Consider the following 17062-nt stretch of genomic DNA (forward strand, 5'->3'; position numbering starts at 1 on the left):
TGCTAAAATAACGGCCGGCTGCGCCCGTAGCTCAATTGGATAGAGCATCTGACTACGGATCAGAAGGTTGGGGGTTCGAGTCCCTCCGGGCGCGCCACCTTCCCATATCCCCTCCAGGCCGGTCGCAGGGTCTCCTCCGGCTACGAGTCCGGCCCCGGGAGGAGTTCCGCACGGACCCCGGAAGCGCTTCCGCCGGGATCCAGCCCGTCCAGAGAAGCAACTCTCCTCCAGGTCCTCGAGGAGACCTCGATGCCACGGTCGGAGGAGTCGTCTTCGTAGTCCCGGGGAGACCCTCCCCGTGTTATAATTCGCCCCGGATCGGGCCCGTAGCTCAGTGGATAGAGCAGGGGACTCCTAAGCCTCAGGTCGGGGGTTCGATTCCCTCCGGGCCCGCCAGCCTCCCGGGACTCGCACCTGCACCGTGAAGGTACCGCCACCGGGGCCTTGCGGTGTTGTGCATGCTCACGGTGGTCACGGGTCCCCGTTTCCTCCGCCTCCGGCACGCATCCCGAGCAGGATCCCGGTCCGGAAAGCCGAACTCCTCCCGGTGAGGTTTGCCCGGAGGACCGCAGGCATGGCCATCTCCCCACCGGAAACCCCAACCGGCCGGGCGCAACTGGCGCGGCGGCACATGCGCCTCCTCTTCTGGGCCCAGGCCCTATCGGTGGCCACCTTCCAGCTCATGCCCGCCCTGGGCGGGGTGATGCTCCTGCACCTGACGGGTACCGTGGCCGCCACGGGACTCGCCCTGAGCCTCAGCGGGCTCGGGCAGATCCTCACCGCTTACCCCGCGGGCCGCTGGATGGACCGGGTGGGGCGAGGACCGATCTTCGCCACCAGCGGCTTTCTCTCCGCCCTCGCCGCAGCCCTGGTCGGATGGACCTTCCAGGCGCACCACCTTTGGGGATTTCTAGGGGCGGTCCTCCTGTTCGGGGCCCTCTCCGCGCCCCTGCGACAGCTGTCCGTGGCGGCCGCGGACCTCCACCCCCCGGAGGAACGGGGCAGGGCCGTGGGCCATCTCCTCATGGGGAGCGTGGTGGGTGCTTTGATCTCCCCCCTGCTCTCCTCTTCCCTCGTCCGGGTCTGGCGGAACGAGGTCTCCGCCATCGCGTGGACATGGTTCGGCGCGGCGGCGTTGCAGACGGGGATCCTGCCCCTCATGCGCCTGCTCCGGCCGGATCCCAGAGAGGTGGCCCGCCAGTACCTGGAGCGCACGGATACGGAGGGAACCGCCGCCTCCCCGAACACCCCCGCGAATGCCTGGGGCCTTGCCGCCGCCATCACCGCCTACGCGGCCAGCTGGGGGATCATGACCCTCTCCATGGCCATCGCGCCTGTGGCCATGCGTGCCCACGGGCACGGGGTCTCCGAGATCGTGTGGGCCATTACCCTCCACAGCATCGGGATGTTCGCCTTCGGGCGCCCCCTCGGAGCGGTCGCGGACCGGCTGGGCCGGCTCCCCGTAATGGCGGGATCTCTTATGGTCATCGCGCTCTCCACCTTCGGGTCTGTGGCCGCGGGGGAGTACTGGACGGCCACCCTCTTCCTCTTCCTCGTAGGAGTGGGGTGGTCCGGAGGCGTGGTGGCCTCCACCGCCCTCCTCTCCGACCTCTCCACCGCCGGGGAGCGGGGAAGGCGCTTCGGGGTGGCGGAGCTGGTGGCGCGGGTGGGGGTGGTGGGGTTTCCCATGCTCGGTGCCGCACTGTTGGGGCAATCCGGACTCGGGCCCGTGGGGGCGGTCCTGGTCCTGAGCGCGGGCATCCCGCTCGGGTGCATCGCCGCGGCCGCCCGGACCAACTCCCTGCTCCCGGCAAGGGCCGTTCCCCGCGGTGCCGCGGACGCAGGGGATTGACGGAGGTCAGCGTCCTGGGAGATCTTCAACCGTGCAGAACCCGTTCGCGGAAGGAGGGGAGGGGATGGCTGAGGTCCGGGTGGGAGACCGGGCACCGGATGTGACGCTCGTGAGCTGGGACCGACAGGCGGTGCGTCTGAGTTCTCTGCGGGGTCAACCTCTCGTGCTCGCCTTCTTCCCCGCGGCCTTCACCCCCGTCTGCACCCGGGAGATGTGCACCTTCCGGGACCAGCTTTCCACCTTTGAAGCCCTGGGCGCCCGGGTGGTGGGGATCAGCGTGGACGGCCCCTTCGCCCTGAAGGCCTTCGCGGAGCAGCAGGGCTTAACGTTTCCGCTTCTGAGCGACTTCAACCGCGAGGCGGTGCGGGCCTTCGGCATCGAGGACGACGGATTGCTGGGGGGACTGCTGCGGGGAGCGAGCAAGCGGGCGGTGTTCGTCCTGGATCCGGACGGCGTGGTGGTGTACCGTTGGGTCTCCGAGGATCCCCGGGTGGAGCCGGACTACGAGGCGGTGCGGCGGGCGGTGGAACAGCTGGGAGCGGGGAGTCCGGGGAAGTAGCGCCCCCCCGGTTCACCAACCCTTAACCTCCTCTTGGCCTGCAGTTCATCCCGAAAGCTCTCCGGAGCCGTAGGCTATCCATGAAATTCCGCTCCGGAGGCATCGGATGTCGCGCGTGTGGGCATGGACGGGAACCGCGCTGGCCACGGCCTTCCTCGTGGCGGCCGCTCTCAGCTTGGGAATTCGCTGGGCCAAGGCGCAGGGCGCTGGAAGCTCGTGCACCGAGGTCCGCACTTGGCTGGAGGAGACCAGGAACCAGCTGGCGCAGGCAAACCGCTTGCTTGAGCTCTATCGGCAGCGGGAGCGGGTCTACCGAGAGCGCCTGGAGGAAGCAAACCGCACCATCGCCGAGCTCTCCGGCGGAGGGCGCCACCAGACGTTCCCCAGATTCGAGCGGGAACACGAGGAGCCCTGGGAGTGGCGTCATGACCACTAAGGTGGACGCGTGGAAGGCCCTCCTTCTTTCCGTCGCCCTCGCGGGGACGATCACCGGGATGGGATGGCTTGCCGACTCGGAGTTTCCGCCCCACCGGCCAGCCCCTCCGGCCCTGGGGGCTCCACCGGACCCGAGCGCCGTGGAGCTCCGGGAGCTTCCACCCATCCCCTCCGTGCGGCGCCCCGTCGCCTCCACCCGATCCTCCCGGTGAACCCGCGGCTCTTCGTCCACGATTTCCGGGCCATGGGATGTGGGTTTCGGATCTGCCTCGGGGCGGCTTCCCGCACGGTGGCCCAAACCGCGGTCTGGCATGCCCGGTGCCTGATCGAGCGGATGGAGCAGGCCCTGAGCCGGTTCCGGCTCGACAGCGAGCTCGTGCACCTGAACGGATCAGGCGGCAGGTCCATGCGGGTGAGCCCGCTCCTCTGGATCGCCATCCGGCTGGCCCTCTGGGCCGCGGAGATCACGGGAGGCCTGTACGATCCCACCTTGGGTCCCCGGGAGGAAGCCTGCATGGGCTGGCTGGGCCGCTGGCGAAGGGTGCGGCTGGATCCGCGAACCCGAAGCGTACGCCTCCCCCCGGGCTTGGAGCTCGACCTGGGAGGCGTGGGGAAGAGCTTCGCCGCGGAGGTGGTGGCCGACTTCCTCGGCCGGTACGGTCCCTGCCTGGTGGATGCGGGGGGGGATGTGGCGGTGCGAGGGATGCCGGGGAAAGGGCAGGGGTGGCCCGTGGCGGTGGCCGGGCCATACGGGTCCCCAAAGCCTCTGGGAACCGTATGGATGTGGAAAGGAGGGCTTGCCACCTCCGGGGTGGACGTGCGGCGTCACATCCTCGATCCCCGCACCGGTGGCTCCGCGGAGACGGACGTGGTGTGCGCCACGGTTTGGGCCCCCACCGCGGTGGAGGCCAACGCCCACAGCCTCGCCCTGGTGGTGCTGGGGTTCGAAGCCGCCAGGGCGTACCTCCGCGGGCGGCCCGGGATCCGGGCCTTGCTCGTGCGGCGGGACGGCTCCGTATATGCCACACCGCGGTTCGCTCTGAAAGACGTGGAGGGATAGGCGGATGCGGATGGTTCCGGGAAAGGGCTGGCCTGTACTGGTGCTGGGTGTCCTGGCGGGTACCGCCGCAGGGCTTGTCTGGGCCGGCGCATACGGCGAGGCCATCATCGCCGCGCTTGTGGGCCCGGCTCCGAAATTCTTCTGGCACGCGTCCCGCGCCACGGGAGGGGTAGCCTATGCCCTCCTGTGGATGAGCGTGTGCCTCGGTCTTTTGCAGGCGGCCCGCCTCGTCCGGGGCCCTGCCTGTGGGGCCCTGGTGGAGATCCACCGGTTCGTGAGCGGATTGGGGTTGGGCTTTTCCATCCTACACGCCCTGCTGTTCCTCGGGGACCGCTCCCTGCGGCCACGACTTGCGGAGGTCCTTTTGCCCTTCGGATTCGCCCCCTATCGCCCTGTCGAGGTCGGGCTCGGACAGATGGCCCTCTGGACGGCCCTTCTGGTATATGGAAGCTGGTATATGCGGCGCCGGATGGGCCACCGGGCCTGGCGACGGATCCACTACGCAGCTTTTGGCGCGTACCTCCTTGCCACCGTGCACGCGGTAGGGGCCGGGACGGATGTCCCGGATCCCGTCTTCGGAGGATTCCTGGTGGGAACCGCGGCGCTGGCATACACGCTCTTCCTAGCCCGTGTGTGGCGAAAAACCGATGCGAGAAGGACAGCCACGGATCCTCCTCATCGAGGATGACGAGGCGCTGGCGGATCCCCTTCAGGAAGCGCTGGCCGAGGAGGGGTTTCGGATCCTCTATGCTGCCACGGGCGAGGAAGGGCTGCGGAAACTTTCGGAAGTCTCCGTGGACCTGGTGGTGCTGGACGTGATGCTCCCAGACGTAGAGGGCTTCAGTCTCTGTCGGGCCATCCGACAGCGGTCGGACGTCCCCATCCTCATGCTCACCGCCCGGACGCATGAGCTGGACCGGGTGACCGGGCTGGAGATGGGGGCGGACGACTACGTGGGCAAGCCTTTCAGCCTTCGGGAGCTGGTGGCGCGGATCCGGGCCCTGCTGCGGCGGCGGGAGCTGGATCGGGGTGCGCTCCCCGCCTCCGGGGATCGCATGGCCATCGGGGCCATCCTCTTGGATCGGGTCGCCCGGCGAGTGTGGAAGGCCGGGCAGGAGGTCCCGCTTCGCCCGCGGGAGTTCGAACTGCTTCGGGTTCTCATGGAGGAGGCGGGGAAGGCTCTGTCCCGACAGGAGCTCCTGGACCGGGTATGGGGATCCAACTGGGTGGGAGACCCGCGGACCCTGGACGTGCACATCCGGTGGCTACGGGAGAAGCTGGAGGACGATCCCACCCGTCCCCGCTACATCCAAACGGTGCGGGGGTACGGGTATCGGTTCGAGGTAGAGGGTGGCCCGTAGCCTTCGGTCCCAGATCGTGCTCCTGTACCTGGGGATGCTCTCCGTGGGGCTGGGCGGCCTCGTGGTATGGGCGGGCGTACAGCTCCGGGAGGCGGCGGTCCATCAGGCCCACCGGGAACTCGTGGCCCGGGCGGTGGTGGTGGCAACAGCCCTCGCGGAACCTTTGGAGCATTGGGCCACCCCGAGCCCCTCCGCGCTTGCCCACTACGCCAGGAGCGCAGGGGCGCGCCTGGTGGTCCTCGACCCTACCCTTCGGGTCGTAGCGAGCTCGGAACCCTTGCCGGAACGGCTCCTCTCCGCCCCACGTCAAGGCCTTGGGTGGGAGGGAAATGCACGGCGCCTGTTCGCCACCGTACCCGTGGTAGAGGAACACGGCCGGGTCGTGGGGGCCGTGGAGCTCTCCGTCCCCGCTTCCGCGGTCTTTGACACGGTGCGGGGCACCTGGTTCACCTTGGGCAGTGCGGGGCTCGGAATCCTCTGCGCGGTGGCCGCGGCGAGCGTCCTGCTGGCGCACGGAATCACCCAGCCCCTCCAACGACTCACCTCCGCCGTGGAAGCGGTGGCCAGCGGGAAGCTGCAGGAACGGGTGGAGGTGAAGGGATCAGCGGAGGTAGAGCGGCTGGGACATGCCTTCAACCGCATGGCGGAACGGGTGGAAGCCATGGTGACCCGCCAGCGGACCTTCGCCGCGCACGCGGCGCACGAGCTTCGCTCCCCTCTTGCGGCCCTGCGCCTGCGTCTTGAGGTCCTGCAGCAGCGCCTCCCGTCGGATCCCGCTTTGGCGGCCCACGTGATGCAGGCCTTGCGGAACGTGGACCGGTTGCAGCGACTCGTGGATCATCTCCTCGTGCTCGCGGCGGTGGAGGAGCGCCGCGGGCTACGCCGGGAACGGGTCGACCTCGCCCCCCTCCTGTACGAGCTGGCGGACGAGATCGGTCCCGTGGTGGCAGAAGCGGGGCTTCGGCTGGATGTGGAAGTCCCCCCGCACCTGCCGCTCGTGGAAGCGGATCCGGAGCAGATCCTGCTCGCGATCCGCAACCTCCTCGACAACGCGGTGAAGTATACACCCCCGGGCGGCCGGGTGCTCCTGCAGGCGGAAGCCCAAATGGAGGGGGTCGTGCTCCGGGTCCGCGACACGGGCGTGGGAATCCCTCCGGAACACCTCCCACACGTCTTCGACCGGTTCTATCGGGTCCCGGCCCCCCGACGCGCGGACGGGAGTGGGCTCGGACTCGCCCTGGTCAAGGAGGTGGTGGAGGCATACGGGGGCCGGGTCACCATCCGCAGCGAGGTCGGAGCAGGAACAGAGGTTTCCTTCCTCCTCCCGGCCAAGACCTCCTGATCGGAATCCCTCAGGCGATCCCGCCCGGCTCCACCGCGGTCGCGAGAATCACCCCGTCCCGGATCTCATAGACGAAGTGCCGCGGCGGACGAGGCGCGGGACCCGACAGCACCCGGCCGGGAAGCTCCCGGTCGGCGGGGTCGAAGATAGAGAGGTGGCAGGGGCAGGCTAGCAGTCCGTGGCGTCGGTCTTCCGGCGGCACGTACCCGCCGTAGCCCGCGGTGACCTCCCGCCAGTTCGGCACGTAGTTGAAGATGCAGCCCAGGTGCGGGCAGATCCGGGAGAACACCACGATGTCCGTGGGCTCCTTCCCACCCTTGTAGCCCGGGAAGCTCAACTTCCACGGCAGTTTGATGGCCACCCCGGGTACGGTGGCCGCCTTGGCGAGCTCCGGCGTGTACTGCGGGTACTTCTGGGTGAACACGAAGAACTTGCTCGACCAGGGCTCCCGCAGCTCCTCCAGGGTGGCGATGGGGAGCGTCTCCCCCTCCGGGAGGTCGCCCTCCGCCAGGTCCGGGATCTCGCGCCGCGGTACGCCGAGGCCTGGCTCCAAATTCGGCTTCAGGTAGCGGAGCACGGGAGCGGTGAAAGAGGCCAGGGCACCCACCACAGGGACTGCAGCCAACCACCTGAGAAAGGCCCTCCGGTCCGGCACGTCTCCTCCTTGCGGTAGTACTACCGATAATGGTAGCATGCCCCACGAGGAGAGGAGGTGGTAGTCATGCGGAGCCTGGCCTGGGCCGGGCTTTCGGCTCTGGCGGTCCTACTCGTTACAGGTGGGCTCGTGTGGGCTCACGGGCTCTCACAGACTGCCCCGCCCTCCGCAGGTCCCGCACACGGGCCCGGACAGATGCGTGGGCCGATGAGCCCGACCACGCAGGATCCGGAGGCCATGCCGTCTATGGTGGACGCGTGCGTCCGGGCGATGCAGGACCCTCAGATGCAGCGGCACATGCAGGACCACATGTCCGACCCGCGAATGCGGGACATGATGGCAGACATGATGCGGAGCATGATGCCCGGCATGCCCATGATGCCGATGATGCCCATGATGCCGGGCCCGTCCCGGTGAGCCATGGCAAAGCCCCGGAGGGAATCACGAACCCGAGGGCCTGCCGCTCCATGGGTGCTCGCCTTGCTGCTGCTGGGCACGGGCGCGTGGACGGGCGATCGGTTCGCCGCCGGCCCGGCGGCTGCGGAGGTCCGCGACATCCCGGGGCCCCACATCCACGGTCTCGCGGTGGACCCCTTCGAGCCGCAGCTGGTGTGGGTGGCCGCGCACGGGGCCCTGTTGCGCATCCGCGACGGCCGGTGGGAGCGGGTCGGCACCCACACGTACGACCACATGGGCTTCCTGGTGCATCCCCGACAGCCCCGTGTCCTCCTGACCAGCGGCCACCCGGGGCCTCGGGATCGACGGTCGAACCCCCTCGGCATGGAGGTGAGCCGCGACGGGGGGCTGAGCTGGCAACCGCTCGCCCTGGCCGGTGAAGCGGACTTCCACGCGGCGGCCCAGGGCTTCTCGGATCCCCAGGTGATCTACGGGTGGAACGTGACCGGGCGTACGGGCCTTTACCGGACCCGGGACGGCGGCCACACGTGGGCCTACCTGGGCGGGCGAGGGCTGTCAGGGGTGTTCTCGCTGGCCGTACACCCCCGCGACCCCAGCACGGTGTTTGCCGCGACCGTGCAGGGGCTTGTGGTCAGCCGGGACGGGGGCGAGCGGTGGCAGAACTTCGACGGTCCGCTCGGCCGGGTTGCCGTGACGGCTGTGGCCTTCCACCCCCGGGAGCCGCAGCAGGTGTACGCATACGCAGCTTCCCCGGAACTGGGGTTGCTGCACAGCACGGACGGCGGCAGGACCTGGAACCCGCTGGGGTTGTTCTTCGGGCCGCGGGAGGGAGCCGCGCACCTGGCCCTGCACCCCGCGGACCCCAAGGTCGTCTACCTCAGTACGTTCTCCGCGGACCTGTACCGGTCCACAGACGGCGGAAGGACGCTTCAGAAGCTCGTGGAGGCGGGGAGGGTCCTGGCCCCGTGACGCGTCCGCGGGAGGAACCCGAGCTCCACACGGTGCGCCTGGACCGGCCCGGGATCCGCTCGGCCCTGGGGGATCTGGAAGCCGAGATCATGGAGGTGATCTGGTCCCGGCCGCCGGGAGAAGGGGTCACGGTGCGGGAGGTGTTCGAGGAGCTGTACCGGCGCCGCCGCCTCGCCTACACCACCGTCATGAACACCATGGCGCGCCTGGCCCGCAAAGGGCTGCTGGTGGCGGAGCGGCGCGAACCCGCCTACGTGTACAGGGCCGCCCTCCAACGTGAGGCCTTCATCGAGCGCTTCGTCGGACGCGTCCTGGAGCGGCTTTTGGTGAACTTCGGCGGTGTCGCGGCCGAGAAGCTGCGTGAGCTCACCGATCCTGGGACGCGGCAGCGCCTCCTCCGGCTGGCGGAGGAGGCGAGGGCTCGCCGGCCGGGGCGATGACGTACACGGAGTTCCTGCTGCGCTCCCTCGCGCTGGCCGCCCTCCTAAGCGCGGCGGCCAGCTGGATCGTCCCGCATGTGCCCGTGGGCAGCCGACGTCCTGTCGGCCTTTTGCTTTTGAGCCTCCCCCTGTTCGTCCTGGCCCTCGTGGCCGCCCACCTGCTCCCCAGGTACTGGAACGCCTGTGCCACGCTCACGGGATGGGATCCGCTGTTGAGCCTGGGGCTGCTCGTCGCCGTCTGGGGGACCGTACCGGGCGCCTTGATCCTGAACCTCGTCCGGCTCCGGAGGGCCCGGCGGCTCGTCCTCGCCTGCCCTCCCGTCCAGGACCCCGACCTGCTCGGGTGCTTCGCCACTCTCTCCCGCCGGCTGAAAGCACCCGTGCCGGAACTGCGCGTGCTTGGTCTCCCGGCGCCCGCGGCCTTCAGCGGGTGGGGGCCTAGACCCGTGGTGGTGATCTCCCGCTGGTTCCTGGACCGTCTGGACCGTGCGGAGCTTCTCGCGGTACTGGCGCACGAACTGGGACATCTGGCCCGGCGGGCCCCGCAAGCTCTGTGGCTGGCGCGGGTCATGCGGGACGCGACCTGGTACCTTCCGTGGACCCGGCGGGTCCTGGAATCCCTCGAGGCCGAGGAGGAGCTGGAGGCCGACGCATTCGCCGTACGGCTCACGGGGCAGCCCATGGCCCTGGCCTCGGCCTTGGGCCGCCTTACGGAGCACGCCCTGCTGGCCGGCGCGCCGCTGCCGGCCTTTGGGAGCAGCCCCGAACGGGTCCTCGAGTACCGGCTGCGGTGCTTGCTGGAAGGCCGTGCGCGGCCCGACCGGGACCTCGGTGGAAGGCTCCTGGCCGGCGGCCTGGCTGTGGTGGCGGTGCGAGCCGTTCCTTCCATCGTCGCCAGCTCGGCTGCCGCTCTGCCCCTGTACTGCCGGATCGGACCCCTATAGCCGACTCGGGAGAGGTGAACCAACATGGAAAACTTGCTGCCCCTGCTGCTCTTGGTCGCCTGCCCCATCGGAATGGGAATCGCCATGTGGCTTTCCACGCGCGCGGGGCAACATCCGGCCGCAGCCCCACCGGCCTCGGCCCCCGGCGGTGATTCGCTCCTTTCCCAACGCTCCGCCACCCCCGGCGTTCCCAGCGCGGGCCGGCGTCTTCTCTGCCTGGACGGGCGGGTCCTGGCCGGACTCGCAGCGCTGGCGGTGCTCCTCTGGGCCGTGGCGCCGCAACGGGTCCTGCCCGTTCTGGTCCTGCTGGCCCTGCTCGCCTGCCCCCTGTCTTATCTCCTCCTGATGCGGGGCGCTGGGGCCACGTCCTGTCACCCCACGGCCCACGACCCGTCCCGGACCCAGAGCCGGGGACAGGCCGCCGGGACGGCCGAGCCCCCGCGTACTGGGTCTTGAGGTGAGGGCCGCGGCGAAGCGTTACGCTGGTGGCGCGATGCGTTTTGCCCTGGTTGGCCTCCTCGTCGCCGGGCTCGTGGTGGTGTTCTCCTCCGCCCTGTTCCGCGGCGAAGCTCCGCGCCGGGGCGGACTTGCCGTCAACACCATGGGTCGCGCGGGGCAGGTGCGGGTGAGGCCCGCGCCCCAGTTTGCTCTGCGGCTGTTCGAGGGCGGCACGTTCCGGCTCGGAGACCACCGAGGTCGAATCGTGGTGGTGAACTTCTGGGCCTCGTGGTGTCCGCCGTGCCGGGAGGAGGCCCGGGAGCTGGAGGCGGCCTGGCAGGGGGTCCGGGACCGGGGTATCGTATTCGTGGGTGTGAACGTGTGGGATTCGGAGCCGGCGGCGCGGGCGTTCTTGCGCGCTTTCGGAATTACCTATCCCAACGGCTCCGATGCCCGTGGCCGGATCCTGGTGGAGTTCGGGGTCACGGGGATCCCGGAGACGTATGTGGTGGATCCGGAGGGGAGAATCGTACAGCGTTGGATCGGACCCATCACCCGGGAAGGACTCTCAAACCTGCTGGAAAGTCTCCGGAGGTCGGCACCGTGAACCCGGAGGTCTCCCGTCGGATGCCCCTGGACTCTGCGGGAGTGGCCTTCGTGCTGGTGGGCCTCGTCCTGGGATGGGCTCTGATCGCGTCCACGCAGGTCCTCTATCTCGCCCAGGGGCGGGTGGCCACCCTCCTCAGCTGGCTCCCCGTGGGGTACGCCTTCGCCGCGGGCATGGTGGCCGCGGTCAATCCGTGCGGGATCCTGCTTTTGCCCTCCCTGGCCGCCTACGCGCTCGCGCGGGAGGCCCCGGGGACTCCGGGCAGACGGGCGGCCCGGGCGCTCGCGTTCGGAGGCCTCGGTACCTTGGGCTTCGTGCTCCTCTTCGGGGCCGCGGGGCTGGCGATCGGTGCGGGCGGATACGTCCTCGCCCGCGCGTTCCCCTACGGCGGCCTGTTGATCGGTGTCGCCCTCGTGCTGCTCGGCACCTGGCTTGCCCTCTCTGGCCGGGAGTTCGGCCTTCCCGTCGCGAGCCGGGTGTGGGAGCGGACGCGGCCCGGCAACGACCTCCTCTCCTTCTTCGGATTCGGCGTGGCATACGGAATCTGCTCCCTCGCGTGTACCCTGCCCGTGTTCCTGGCGGTGGTGGGAAGTGCGGTGGCTTCCGGGAGCTGGCTTGCCGCGGCCGGCCGGTTCTTGGGGTACGCGGTGGGTATGGGCACGGTCCTCACCGCGGTGCTGGTGGGCGTGGCCTTCTTCGAGGCCGCGGTCCACCGGTGGGTACGGGCCGTGGTCCCCTACGTGCACCGTCTCGCGGCCGCTTTCCTCATCGGCGCGGGGATCTTCATGGTGGGTTACTGGTGGAGGGCGTTTTGACCTTCCCGCAGGCCCTTCTCCGAGGGCTTTGGCTCGCGGTGCTGATGGGCCTCCTGGTGGCGGGTCCCGCCCGGGGTCACGCGGTCCTGCTCCGCAGCAGTCCCCCGGACGGTACGCGGCTGGAAGCCTCTCCGCGACAGGTGGTCTTGGTGTTCAGCGAGACCGTGCATCCCGGGCTGAGCACCGGGGAGGTGCTGGATCCTTCCGGGAAGGTGCGTTCCCTGCGGTCCGAGGTGGCGGGGGATGGCCGGACCCTGTTCATCTCCCTCCCGTCGCTTCCTGTCGGGACCTACGTGGTGCGGTGGCGGGTCCTCTCGCGGGTGGACGGCCACCTCACCACGGGGCTGATGGCATTCGGGGTGGGAGCGACACCCGACCGCAGGGGTGCACAGCCGGACCAGCCACCCCTGCTCCGGGTGGTGGTCCGGTGGGTCGCGTACACGGCCCTGGTAACGCTTGCGGGGTTCGCGGCCTTCTGGCACCTCGTGCTCAGACCTCTTCGGATCGCGCTCCCAGAGCCAGCAGATGCGGCGTTTCACCGGATTCCGCTGGCCGCCGCGCTCGCGGTACTGACCACCGCCGGGCTCGAGATCGCCTTCCTGCTGGGAGGCCTCTCCCCCGCGCTTGGCGTACGGCTGCTGGCCTCCGGGCCGTCGGGATGGGCCCTGCCCCTCCGCATGGGAGCGGCCGCCGTCTTCCTCGGGCCAGACGCCATCCGGAAGCGGTGGTCCCTCCCCGTCGCAGCCCTCCTCCTCCTCACCTCCACCCTGGGATCCCACGCGTGGGGCGAAGGGGCGCCAGCGGCCCTCGCGGACTGGGTGCACCTCGCGGCTGCCGCGGTCTGGATGGGAGGGCTCGTGGGCCTCCTCGCCCTCCTCACCGCGGGCCGGGCATACCGCATGCATGCGGCGCAGGCAACGCTCCGCTACTCCAGGTGGGCGGGCTGGAGTCTGATCGCCGCGGTCCTCACCGGCACGTACATGGCCGCTCGGCAGCTCCCTTCGCTCGGGGGCTTCCTCGGGACGGAGTGGGGAAAGTGGCTGTCGGGCAAGCTCGCCCTCGTCGCCGCGCTCGTGGCCCTGGGTGCCGTGAACCGGTACCGAAACGTCCCCCCACTGGCCTCGGGAAATCCCAGGGAAGGGGCCCTGCTCCGGATCCGGCGGGTGGCTCAGGCGGAGGCGGTGCTGGGAATCGCGGTGCTGCTCGCGGTGGGTGCCCTCACCATCACCCCCACCGCCCGCACGGTCCAGCTGCGCACCGCCCCTCCCCGCACCCTCGCCCTGGCCGCGATTTCGGACGGCCTGCAGGTCGTGCTGCGCGTCACGCCGGGGGAGCCGGGCTGGAACCGGTTCGAGGTCACGGCGCATCGTCTCGACAGGACCCCTGTGGACGCGGACCGGGTGATGGTGCGGCTGCGGAAGCTGGACGAGGAGGCGCTCCCCGCCACGGTTCGGCTTCCCCGGGAGGAACCCGGCCGGTACGCGGGGGAGGGCGGGGAGCTCGGGCTTGCGGGCTACTGGGAGGCGGAAGTGGTGCTGCGGTGGCGGGGAAGGCCGGATGTCTCCGCGTCTTTTCCGCTACGCCTGGGCGAGTCTCGGCTGCGGTCGGAAGTGGAGGCGTTCCGGCTCCTCCAGGAAGCCCGGAAAGCCATGGAGACGGTCCGAACCTGGCGGGAGATCGAGCAGATCACGGACGGTTCGGGCAACGTGGTGGTGACCCGGTACAGCTTCCAGAAGCCGGACCGGGTGCGGTTCGAGGTGCAGGGCGGGATGCGGGGCATTCTCGTCGGCCGGGATCGGTACGTGTGGACGGGCCGGGGATGGCACCGGGATCCCCTCCCGGAGCCCTTCGTGGCCCAAGGGGTGGCGGGATACATGCGGAACCCGGTTCGTGCACAGGTGGGCCGCCGGGCCGCTTGCGGCGGGGAACCGTGCCGGGTGGTGCTGTGGGACAGTCCGGACGGCCTCGCCTCCTTCGCCGCCTGGATCGGGGAGCGCACCCACCGGCCCCATAAGCTCCTCATGTCCGCCCCCGCCCACTACATGATCACCCGGACCCAGGACTTCGATGTGGCACAGGAGGTGCGGCCTCCGTGAGACGGTTCCCGGTGCTTCTCGCGGTCGCCCTCGCCTCCGTGGCCGTGGCCTGGATGTGGCAGCGGGCGCAGGAGGGCGGCGGCCTTCCCACCCGTCCCCGAACCCGGCCAGGCGCCCATACCCTCCCGGCCCGGCCCCCTGCCCCGGATTTCGTGCTGGAGACCCTGGACGGCCACGAGCTCGCCCTCTCCGAGCTGCTTGGCAAACCCGTGGTGATGAACTTCTGGGCCTCCTGGTGCGTGCCGTGCCGGCTGGAGATGCCCATCCTGGAGGACGCGGCCAGGCGCTACCGGGGGCGGGTCCACTTCCTCGGGGTGAACGCCCTGGACCGTCCCCCTCTTGCCAGGGAGTTTGCGCGCAAGCTCGGCATCACGTTTCCGTCCGTGGTGGACGAGGACGGCGTGGTGCTGGCGAAGTACCGGGTGGTGGGGCTTCCCACCACGGTGTTCATCACCCGTTCCGGACGCATCTTGGAAGTCCACGCGGGTCCCTTCGTGGGTCCGGAAGGAGCCCGGCGCCTGGAGGACTACATCACCCGACTCCTGCAGCAACCCTGACCCCACGGCACAAGCCCCCTATTCCGTGCAACGGATCCCCTAAAATCTGAATTGCGGGAGGGCGGAGGGATGGAGATCCACGAGTGGGCGGCGGGGGCGGCCGCATACGCGCTGGGCTCCGTCCTGCCCGCGGAGATCCTGGCCCGGCGGCTGGGTACCTCCCTGCTGCGGGTGGGAGAGAACCCGGGCGGCGCGGGAACGTGGCGCACTCTGGGCCCTCCGGCGGGCGTGGCCGTGGTCCTCTTCGACATGGGGAAGGGAGCGGTGGCAGCATGGCTCGCGCGCCGGGTGGCTGCTACCCTGGAAGGGTTCGTGCTCATCTGCACCGCGCCCGTGGCGGGCCACAACTGGCCCCTCTACCTCCTGTTCCGCGGGGGCCGCGGACTCGGCCCCGCGGCCGGGGTGCTCATGGTCCTGGCCGGGAAACCCTTCCTGCTTGCTTTCGGGCTGGGGGCGTTGGCGGCCCTGCGTACCCGGTGGGTTCCCACCGTGGGCATCGTGGCCCTGCCCACCTACCTGGGACTGCTCCTGGTGGGAGGATATCCTCCCCGCGAGCTGGCCGCCGCGGCCGCGGTGAGCCTCACCGTGGCGGTACGCCAGCTGCCTTGGGTTTGGGGTCGGCTCCAGGAGTGGAGACGCCCCGTGCCCGGATCCCCTTAGGAGGCGGGTGCGTGGGACCGCCCGTGGCGGTGGTCGCGGAATCCGTCTGCTGCCTGCCTCCTTCCCTCTGCGCGGAATGGGGGATCCTCCTCGTGCCCATGTGGATCCTCCGAGGGGAGCGCGGATACCGGGATGGGATCGACGTCACAGCCCAGGAGGTTCTCGCCTGGCTCGAGCAGGGCCCGCCCTATCCCACGGCATCGGCCCCTTCCCCCGCGGACTACCTCACCGCCTTCGAGGAGGCCGCCCGGATGGGTGCCCAACGGGTGCTCACACTCACGGTGGCCCGGTGGCTCTCAGCCGCGCACGACCACGCCCGGCGGGCGGCGGCCCGAGCCCCGGTCCCTGTGGAGGTGGTGGATACCGGGACGGCCGCCGCCGCCCAGGGGCTGGTGGTGCGGGAAGCGGCCCGGCGCATCCGGGCGGGCACACCCGTGGAGGAGGTGGTTGGGTGGGTCGCCCAGGCGGGGGCGCGGGCCCGGCTGGTGGCCCTGGTACGTTCCCTGGAACACCTCGCCCGAAGCGGCCGGATTCCCCGCATCGTCCACCTCCTGAACCGTCGCCTCGGAACCGTGCCCCTCCTCGCCATCGGGGAGGGCCGGGTCCGGCGAGCCGGGGTGGCGGCGGGGTACGAGGCCGCGGTCAGGCGGCTCGTGGGCGAGGTCCAGAGGGCCAGAAGGCGCGCGAGCCGGCTGTGGGTAGCGGTGACCGAGGCGGGGATGCGGGAGGAGGCAGAAGGGCTCGTGCGGACGCTGCAGGAGCTCCGGATTGCGGAGGCCCTCGACCTCTTTCCCTTCACGCCCGTCATGGTGGTGAACACGGGGCCGCAGGTACTGGGGGTGGCGTATCTGGCGGAGCCCTAGGATTCCGATCCGCCGGGACACTCCTCCCCGTCTCCGGAGGGCTCCTCCGGAAGCCGGGTCGCCCGGACCTGCTCCAAACTCCCCCAACGCAGGGCCCGCGACAGGACAAGGTGCGGGACGGAGGTATGGAGGTGGATCCGAAGCAGGCCGTCCCGTTCGGCCACCACCACCGCGTCTCCCATCCGCTGCAGGGCGCGCCGCACCCGGTCCATGGACACACGGCGCGTCTGGAGGAGCACCTCGGTGCAGTAGCGCGCGGTCGCGGGGAGGGGGGAGGCGGCCAAGGTCGGGATCCGGGCCACGGGTGCGGGAGGAGAGAGGGGCGGGGGGACCGTCCCCCGGGCGGCCCCTGCCATTGCTTCCAGCAAGGCCACCAGGCCGGCCGCACCTGCGTCTACCACGCCCGCGCGGCGCAATACGGGCAGCAGCCTGGGGGTCTGGATCCAGGCGGCCCGGGCCGCCGCGGCCGCGCGGTCCAGCACCTCCTGCGGACGGCGCATCTCCGCCTCCGCACCCGCCGCGGCCGCGTCCGCCACCGTCAGCATGGTCCCCTCCACCGGCTCCTGGACCGCGCCCCGCGCCGCCCGCGCGGCCATCCGGAGGGCCGCCCGGATCCGCGCGGCATCGGCCTCCGCGAGATCTCTCCAGGCCTCGCTCAACCCGTAAAGGTACTCGGCCAGGATGGCTCCCGAGCTCCCTCGGGCTCCCAGAAACGCACCTCGGGCCGCCACGGCCGCGATTTTCCCCAGGTCGGCGCCCTCCGCGGCCTGCAACGCCTCCACGGCGGCGGCCAGGGTGGCGCACAGGTTCGATCCCGTATCGTGATCCGCCACCGGGAACACATTCAGGGCGTTCACCTCCGCGCAACACCGGCGGAGCTCAGCTAGCGCGGCTTTCAGGGCGGCGGCGAGATGGTTTCCGGTAAACCGCCCCTCGGTTTGCTCCACGCCTCCGCCCGACCGCGGCCCCCGGGAACCGTAAGCGTCCGGGAT

20 protein-coding genes and 2 tRNA genes are annotated in these 17062 nt (G+C 70.5%); 20 read left to right on the forward strand and 2 right to left on the reverse strand.

Annotated features, from left to right (window positions below; all coding sequences use genetic code 11):
- Positions 1-20: 20 nt before the first annotated feature.
- The 10 genes from QN206_08280 to QN206_08325 all read left to right on the forward strand — a co-directional run bounded on the left by QN206_08280 (position 21) and on the right by QN206_08325 (position 6609).
- Positions 21-97: transfer RNA gene (locus QN206_08280), tRNA-Arg, on the forward strand.
- A gap of 223 nt (positions 98-320) precedes the next feature.
- Positions 321-396: transfer RNA gene (locus tag QN206_08285), tRNA-Arg, on the forward strand.
- Between the two features lie 178 nt (positions 397-574).
- A complete protein-coding gene (locus QN206_08290; protein MDR7614806.1) occupies positions 575-1852 on the forward strand; it encodes an MFS transporter in 1278 nt (425 codons plus the stop codon).
- Positions 1853-1916: 64 nt separating this feature from the next.
- Positions 1917-2411, forward strand: coding sequence for a peroxiredoxin (locus tag QN206_08295; GenBank protein ID MDR7614807.1), 495 nt, complete (start codon positions 1917-1919; stop codon positions 2409-2411).
- 106 nt (positions 2412-2517) lie between these two features.
- Positions 2518-2847 (forward strand): hypothetical protein, encoded by a 330-nt coding sequence (locus QN206_08300; GenBank protein ID MDR7614808.1) that lies wholly within the window; start codon positions 2518-2520, stop codon positions 2845-2847.
- The gene (locus QN206_08305; protein ID MDR7614809.1) at positions 2837-3058 is read left to right on the forward strand and encodes a hypothetical protein; all 222 of its coding nucleotides are present in this window, start codon (positions 2837-2839) and stop codon (positions 3056-3058) included. The genes QN206_08300 and QN206_08305 overlap by 11 nt, the downstream gene beginning before the upstream one ends.
- Positions 3055-3906 (forward strand): FAD:protein FMN transferase, encoded by an 852-nt coding sequence (locus tag QN206_08310; GenBank protein ID MDR7614810.1) that lies wholly within the window; start codon positions 3055-3057, stop codon positions 3904-3906. The genes QN206_08305 and QN206_08310 overlap by 4 nt, the downstream gene beginning before the upstream one ends.
- 4 nt (positions 3907-3910) lie before the next feature.
- Entirely contained in the window at positions 3911-4594 is a 684-nt protein-coding gene (locus QN206_08315) for a hypothetical protein (GenBank protein ID MDR7614811.1), read from the forward strand.
- The gene (locus QN206_08320) at positions 4554-5267 is read left to right on the forward strand and encodes a response regulator transcription factor (GenBank protein ID MDR7614812.1); all 714 of its coding nucleotides are present in this window, start codon (positions 4554-4556) and stop codon (positions 5265-5267) included. Before QN206_08315 ends, QN206_08320 begins: the two co-directional genes overlap by 41 nt.
- Positions 5257-6609, forward strand: coding sequence for a HAMP domain-containing sensor histidine kinase (locus QN206_08325; protein MDR7614813.1), 1353 nt, complete (start codon positions 5257-5259; stop codon positions 6607-6609). Before QN206_08320 ends, QN206_08325 begins: the two co-directional genes overlap by 11 nt.
- 10 nt (positions 6610-6619) lie before the next feature.
- On the opposite strand, the gene QN206_08330 is transcribed toward QN206_08325, so the two are convergent.
- On the reverse strand, positions 6620-7264 hold the full coding sequence (locus QN206_08330) for a Rieske 2Fe-2S domain-containing protein (GenBank protein ID MDR7614814.1): 645 nt from the start codon (positions 7262-7264) through the stop codon (positions 6620-6622).
- A 207-nt stretch (positions 7265-7471) separates the two neighbouring features.
- Here QN206_08330 and QN206_08335 point away from each other — a divergent pair, with 207 nt between their 5' ends.
- The 10 genes from QN206_08335 (at position 7472) to QN206_08380 (ending at position 16070) form a co-directional block, all read left to right on the forward strand.
- On the forward strand, positions 7472-7681 hold the full coding sequence (locus tag QN206_08335) for a hypothetical protein (GenBank protein MDR7614815.1): 210 nt from the start codon (positions 7472-7474) through the stop codon (positions 7679-7681).
- A 63-nt stretch (positions 7682-7744) separates the two neighbouring features.
- Entirely contained in the window at positions 7745-8650 is a 906-nt protein-coding gene (locus QN206_08340) for a hypothetical protein (protein MDR7614816.1), read from the forward strand.
- Entirely contained in the window at positions 8647-9090 is a 444-nt protein-coding gene (locus tag QN206_08345; protein MDR7614817.1) for a BlaI/MecI/CopY family transcriptional regulator, read from the forward strand. The genes QN206_08340 and QN206_08345 overlap by 4 nt, the downstream gene beginning before the upstream one ends.
- Positions 9087-10034: a M56 family metallopeptidase gene (locus tag QN206_08350; protein MDR7614818.1), complete on the forward strand. Its 948-nt coding sequence runs from the start codon at positions 9087-9089 to the stop codon at positions 10032-10034. Before QN206_08345 ends, QN206_08350 begins: the two co-directional genes overlap by 4 nt.
- Before the next feature lie 493 nt (positions 10035-10527).
- The gene (locus tag QN206_08355) at positions 10528-11079 is read left to right on the forward strand and encodes a TlpA disulfide reductase family protein (protein MDR7614819.1); all 552 of its coding nucleotides are present in this window, start codon (positions 10528-10530) and stop codon (positions 11077-11079) included.
- Complete coding sequence (locus tag QN206_08360; GenBank protein MDR7614820.1) at positions 11076-11894, forward strand: cytochrome c biogenesis protein CcdA; 819 nt, start codon at positions 11076-11078, stop codon at positions 11892-11894. The genes QN206_08355 and QN206_08360 overlap by 4 nt, the downstream gene beginning before the upstream one ends.
- Complete coding sequence (locus tag QN206_08365) at positions 11879-13990, forward strand: CopD family protein (protein MDR7614821.1); 2112 nt, start codon at positions 11879-11881, stop codon at positions 13988-13990. The genes QN206_08360 and QN206_08365 overlap by 16 nt, the downstream gene beginning before the upstream one ends.
- Positions 13987-14547: a TlpA disulfide reductase family protein gene (locus QN206_08370; GenBank protein ID MDR7614822.1), complete on the forward strand. Its 561-nt coding sequence runs from the start codon at positions 13987-13989 to the stop codon at positions 14545-14547. Before QN206_08365 ends, QN206_08370 begins: the two co-directional genes overlap by 4 nt.
- Before the next feature lie 69 nt (positions 14548-14616).
- Positions 14617-15207 (forward strand): glycerol-3-phosphate acyltransferase, encoded by a 591-nt coding sequence (locus tag QN206_08375; GenBank protein MDR7614823.1) that lies wholly within the window; start codon positions 14617-14619, stop codon positions 15205-15207.
- Between the two features lie 11 nt (positions 15208-15218).
- The gene (locus QN206_08380) at positions 15219-16070 is read left to right on the forward strand and encodes a DegV family protein (GenBank protein MDR7614824.1); all 852 of its coding nucleotides are present in this window, start codon (positions 15219-15221) and stop codon (positions 16068-16070) included.
- On the opposite strand, the gene QN206_08385 is transcribed toward QN206_08380, so the two are convergent.
- Positions 16067-16903, reverse strand: a complete 837-nt coding sequence (locus tag QN206_08385) for a DAK2 domain-containing protein (GenBank protein MDR7614825.1) — start codon at positions 16901-16903, stop codon at positions 16067-16069. The genes QN206_08380 and QN206_08385 overlap by 4 nt on opposite strands.
- Positions 16904-17062: the final 159 nt, after the last annotated feature.

The organism is Armatimonadota bacterium (genome assembly GCA_031460175.1).
Lineage (GTDB): Bacteria > Sysuimicrobiota > Sysuimicrobiia > Sysuimicrobiales > Sysuimicrobiaceae > Sysuimicrobium > Sysuimicrobium tengchongense.

Bases quoted from the DNA above. Each gene is read 5' to 3' on its own strand.
- QN206_08320 (MDR7614812.1), top strand. From the start codon at position 4,554: ATGCGAGAAGGACAGCCACGGATCCTCCTCATCGAGGATGACGAGGCG.
- QN206_08335 (MDR7614815.1), top strand. From the start codon at position 7,472: ATGAGCCCGACCACGCAGGATCCGGAGGCCATGCCGTCTATGGTGGAC.
- QN206_08305 (MDR7614809.1), top strand. From the start codon at position 2,837: ATGACCACTAAGGTGGACGCGTGGAAGGCCCTCCTTCTTTCCGTCGCC.
- QN206_08375 (MDR7614823.1), top strand. From the start codon at position 14,617: ATGGAGATCCACGAGTGGGCGGCGGGGGCGGCCGCATACGCGCTGGGC.
- QN206_08290 (MDR7614806.1), top strand. From the start codon at position 575: ATGGCCATCTCCCCACCGGAAACCCCAACCGGCCGGGCGCAACTGGCG.
- QN206_08300 (MDR7614808.1), top strand. From the start codon at position 2,518: ATGTCGCGCGTGTGGGCATGGACGGGAACCGCGCTGGCCACGGCCTTC.
- QN206_08350 (MDR7614818.1), top strand. From the start codon at position 9,087: ATGACGTACACGGAGTTCCTGCTGCGCTCCCTCGCGCTGGCCGCCCTC.
- QN206_08295 (MDR7614807.1), top strand. From the start codon at position 1,917: ATGGCTGAGGTCCGGGTGGGAGACCGGGCACCGGATGTGACGCTCGTG.
- QN206_08315 (MDR7614811.1), top strand. From the start codon at position 3,911: ATGCGGATGGTTCCGGGAAAGGGCTGGCCTGTACTGGTGCTGGGTGTC.
- QN206_08355 (MDR7614819.1), top strand. From the start codon at position 10,528: ATGCGTTTTGCCCTGGTTGGCCTCCTCGTCGCCGGGCTCGTGGTGGTG.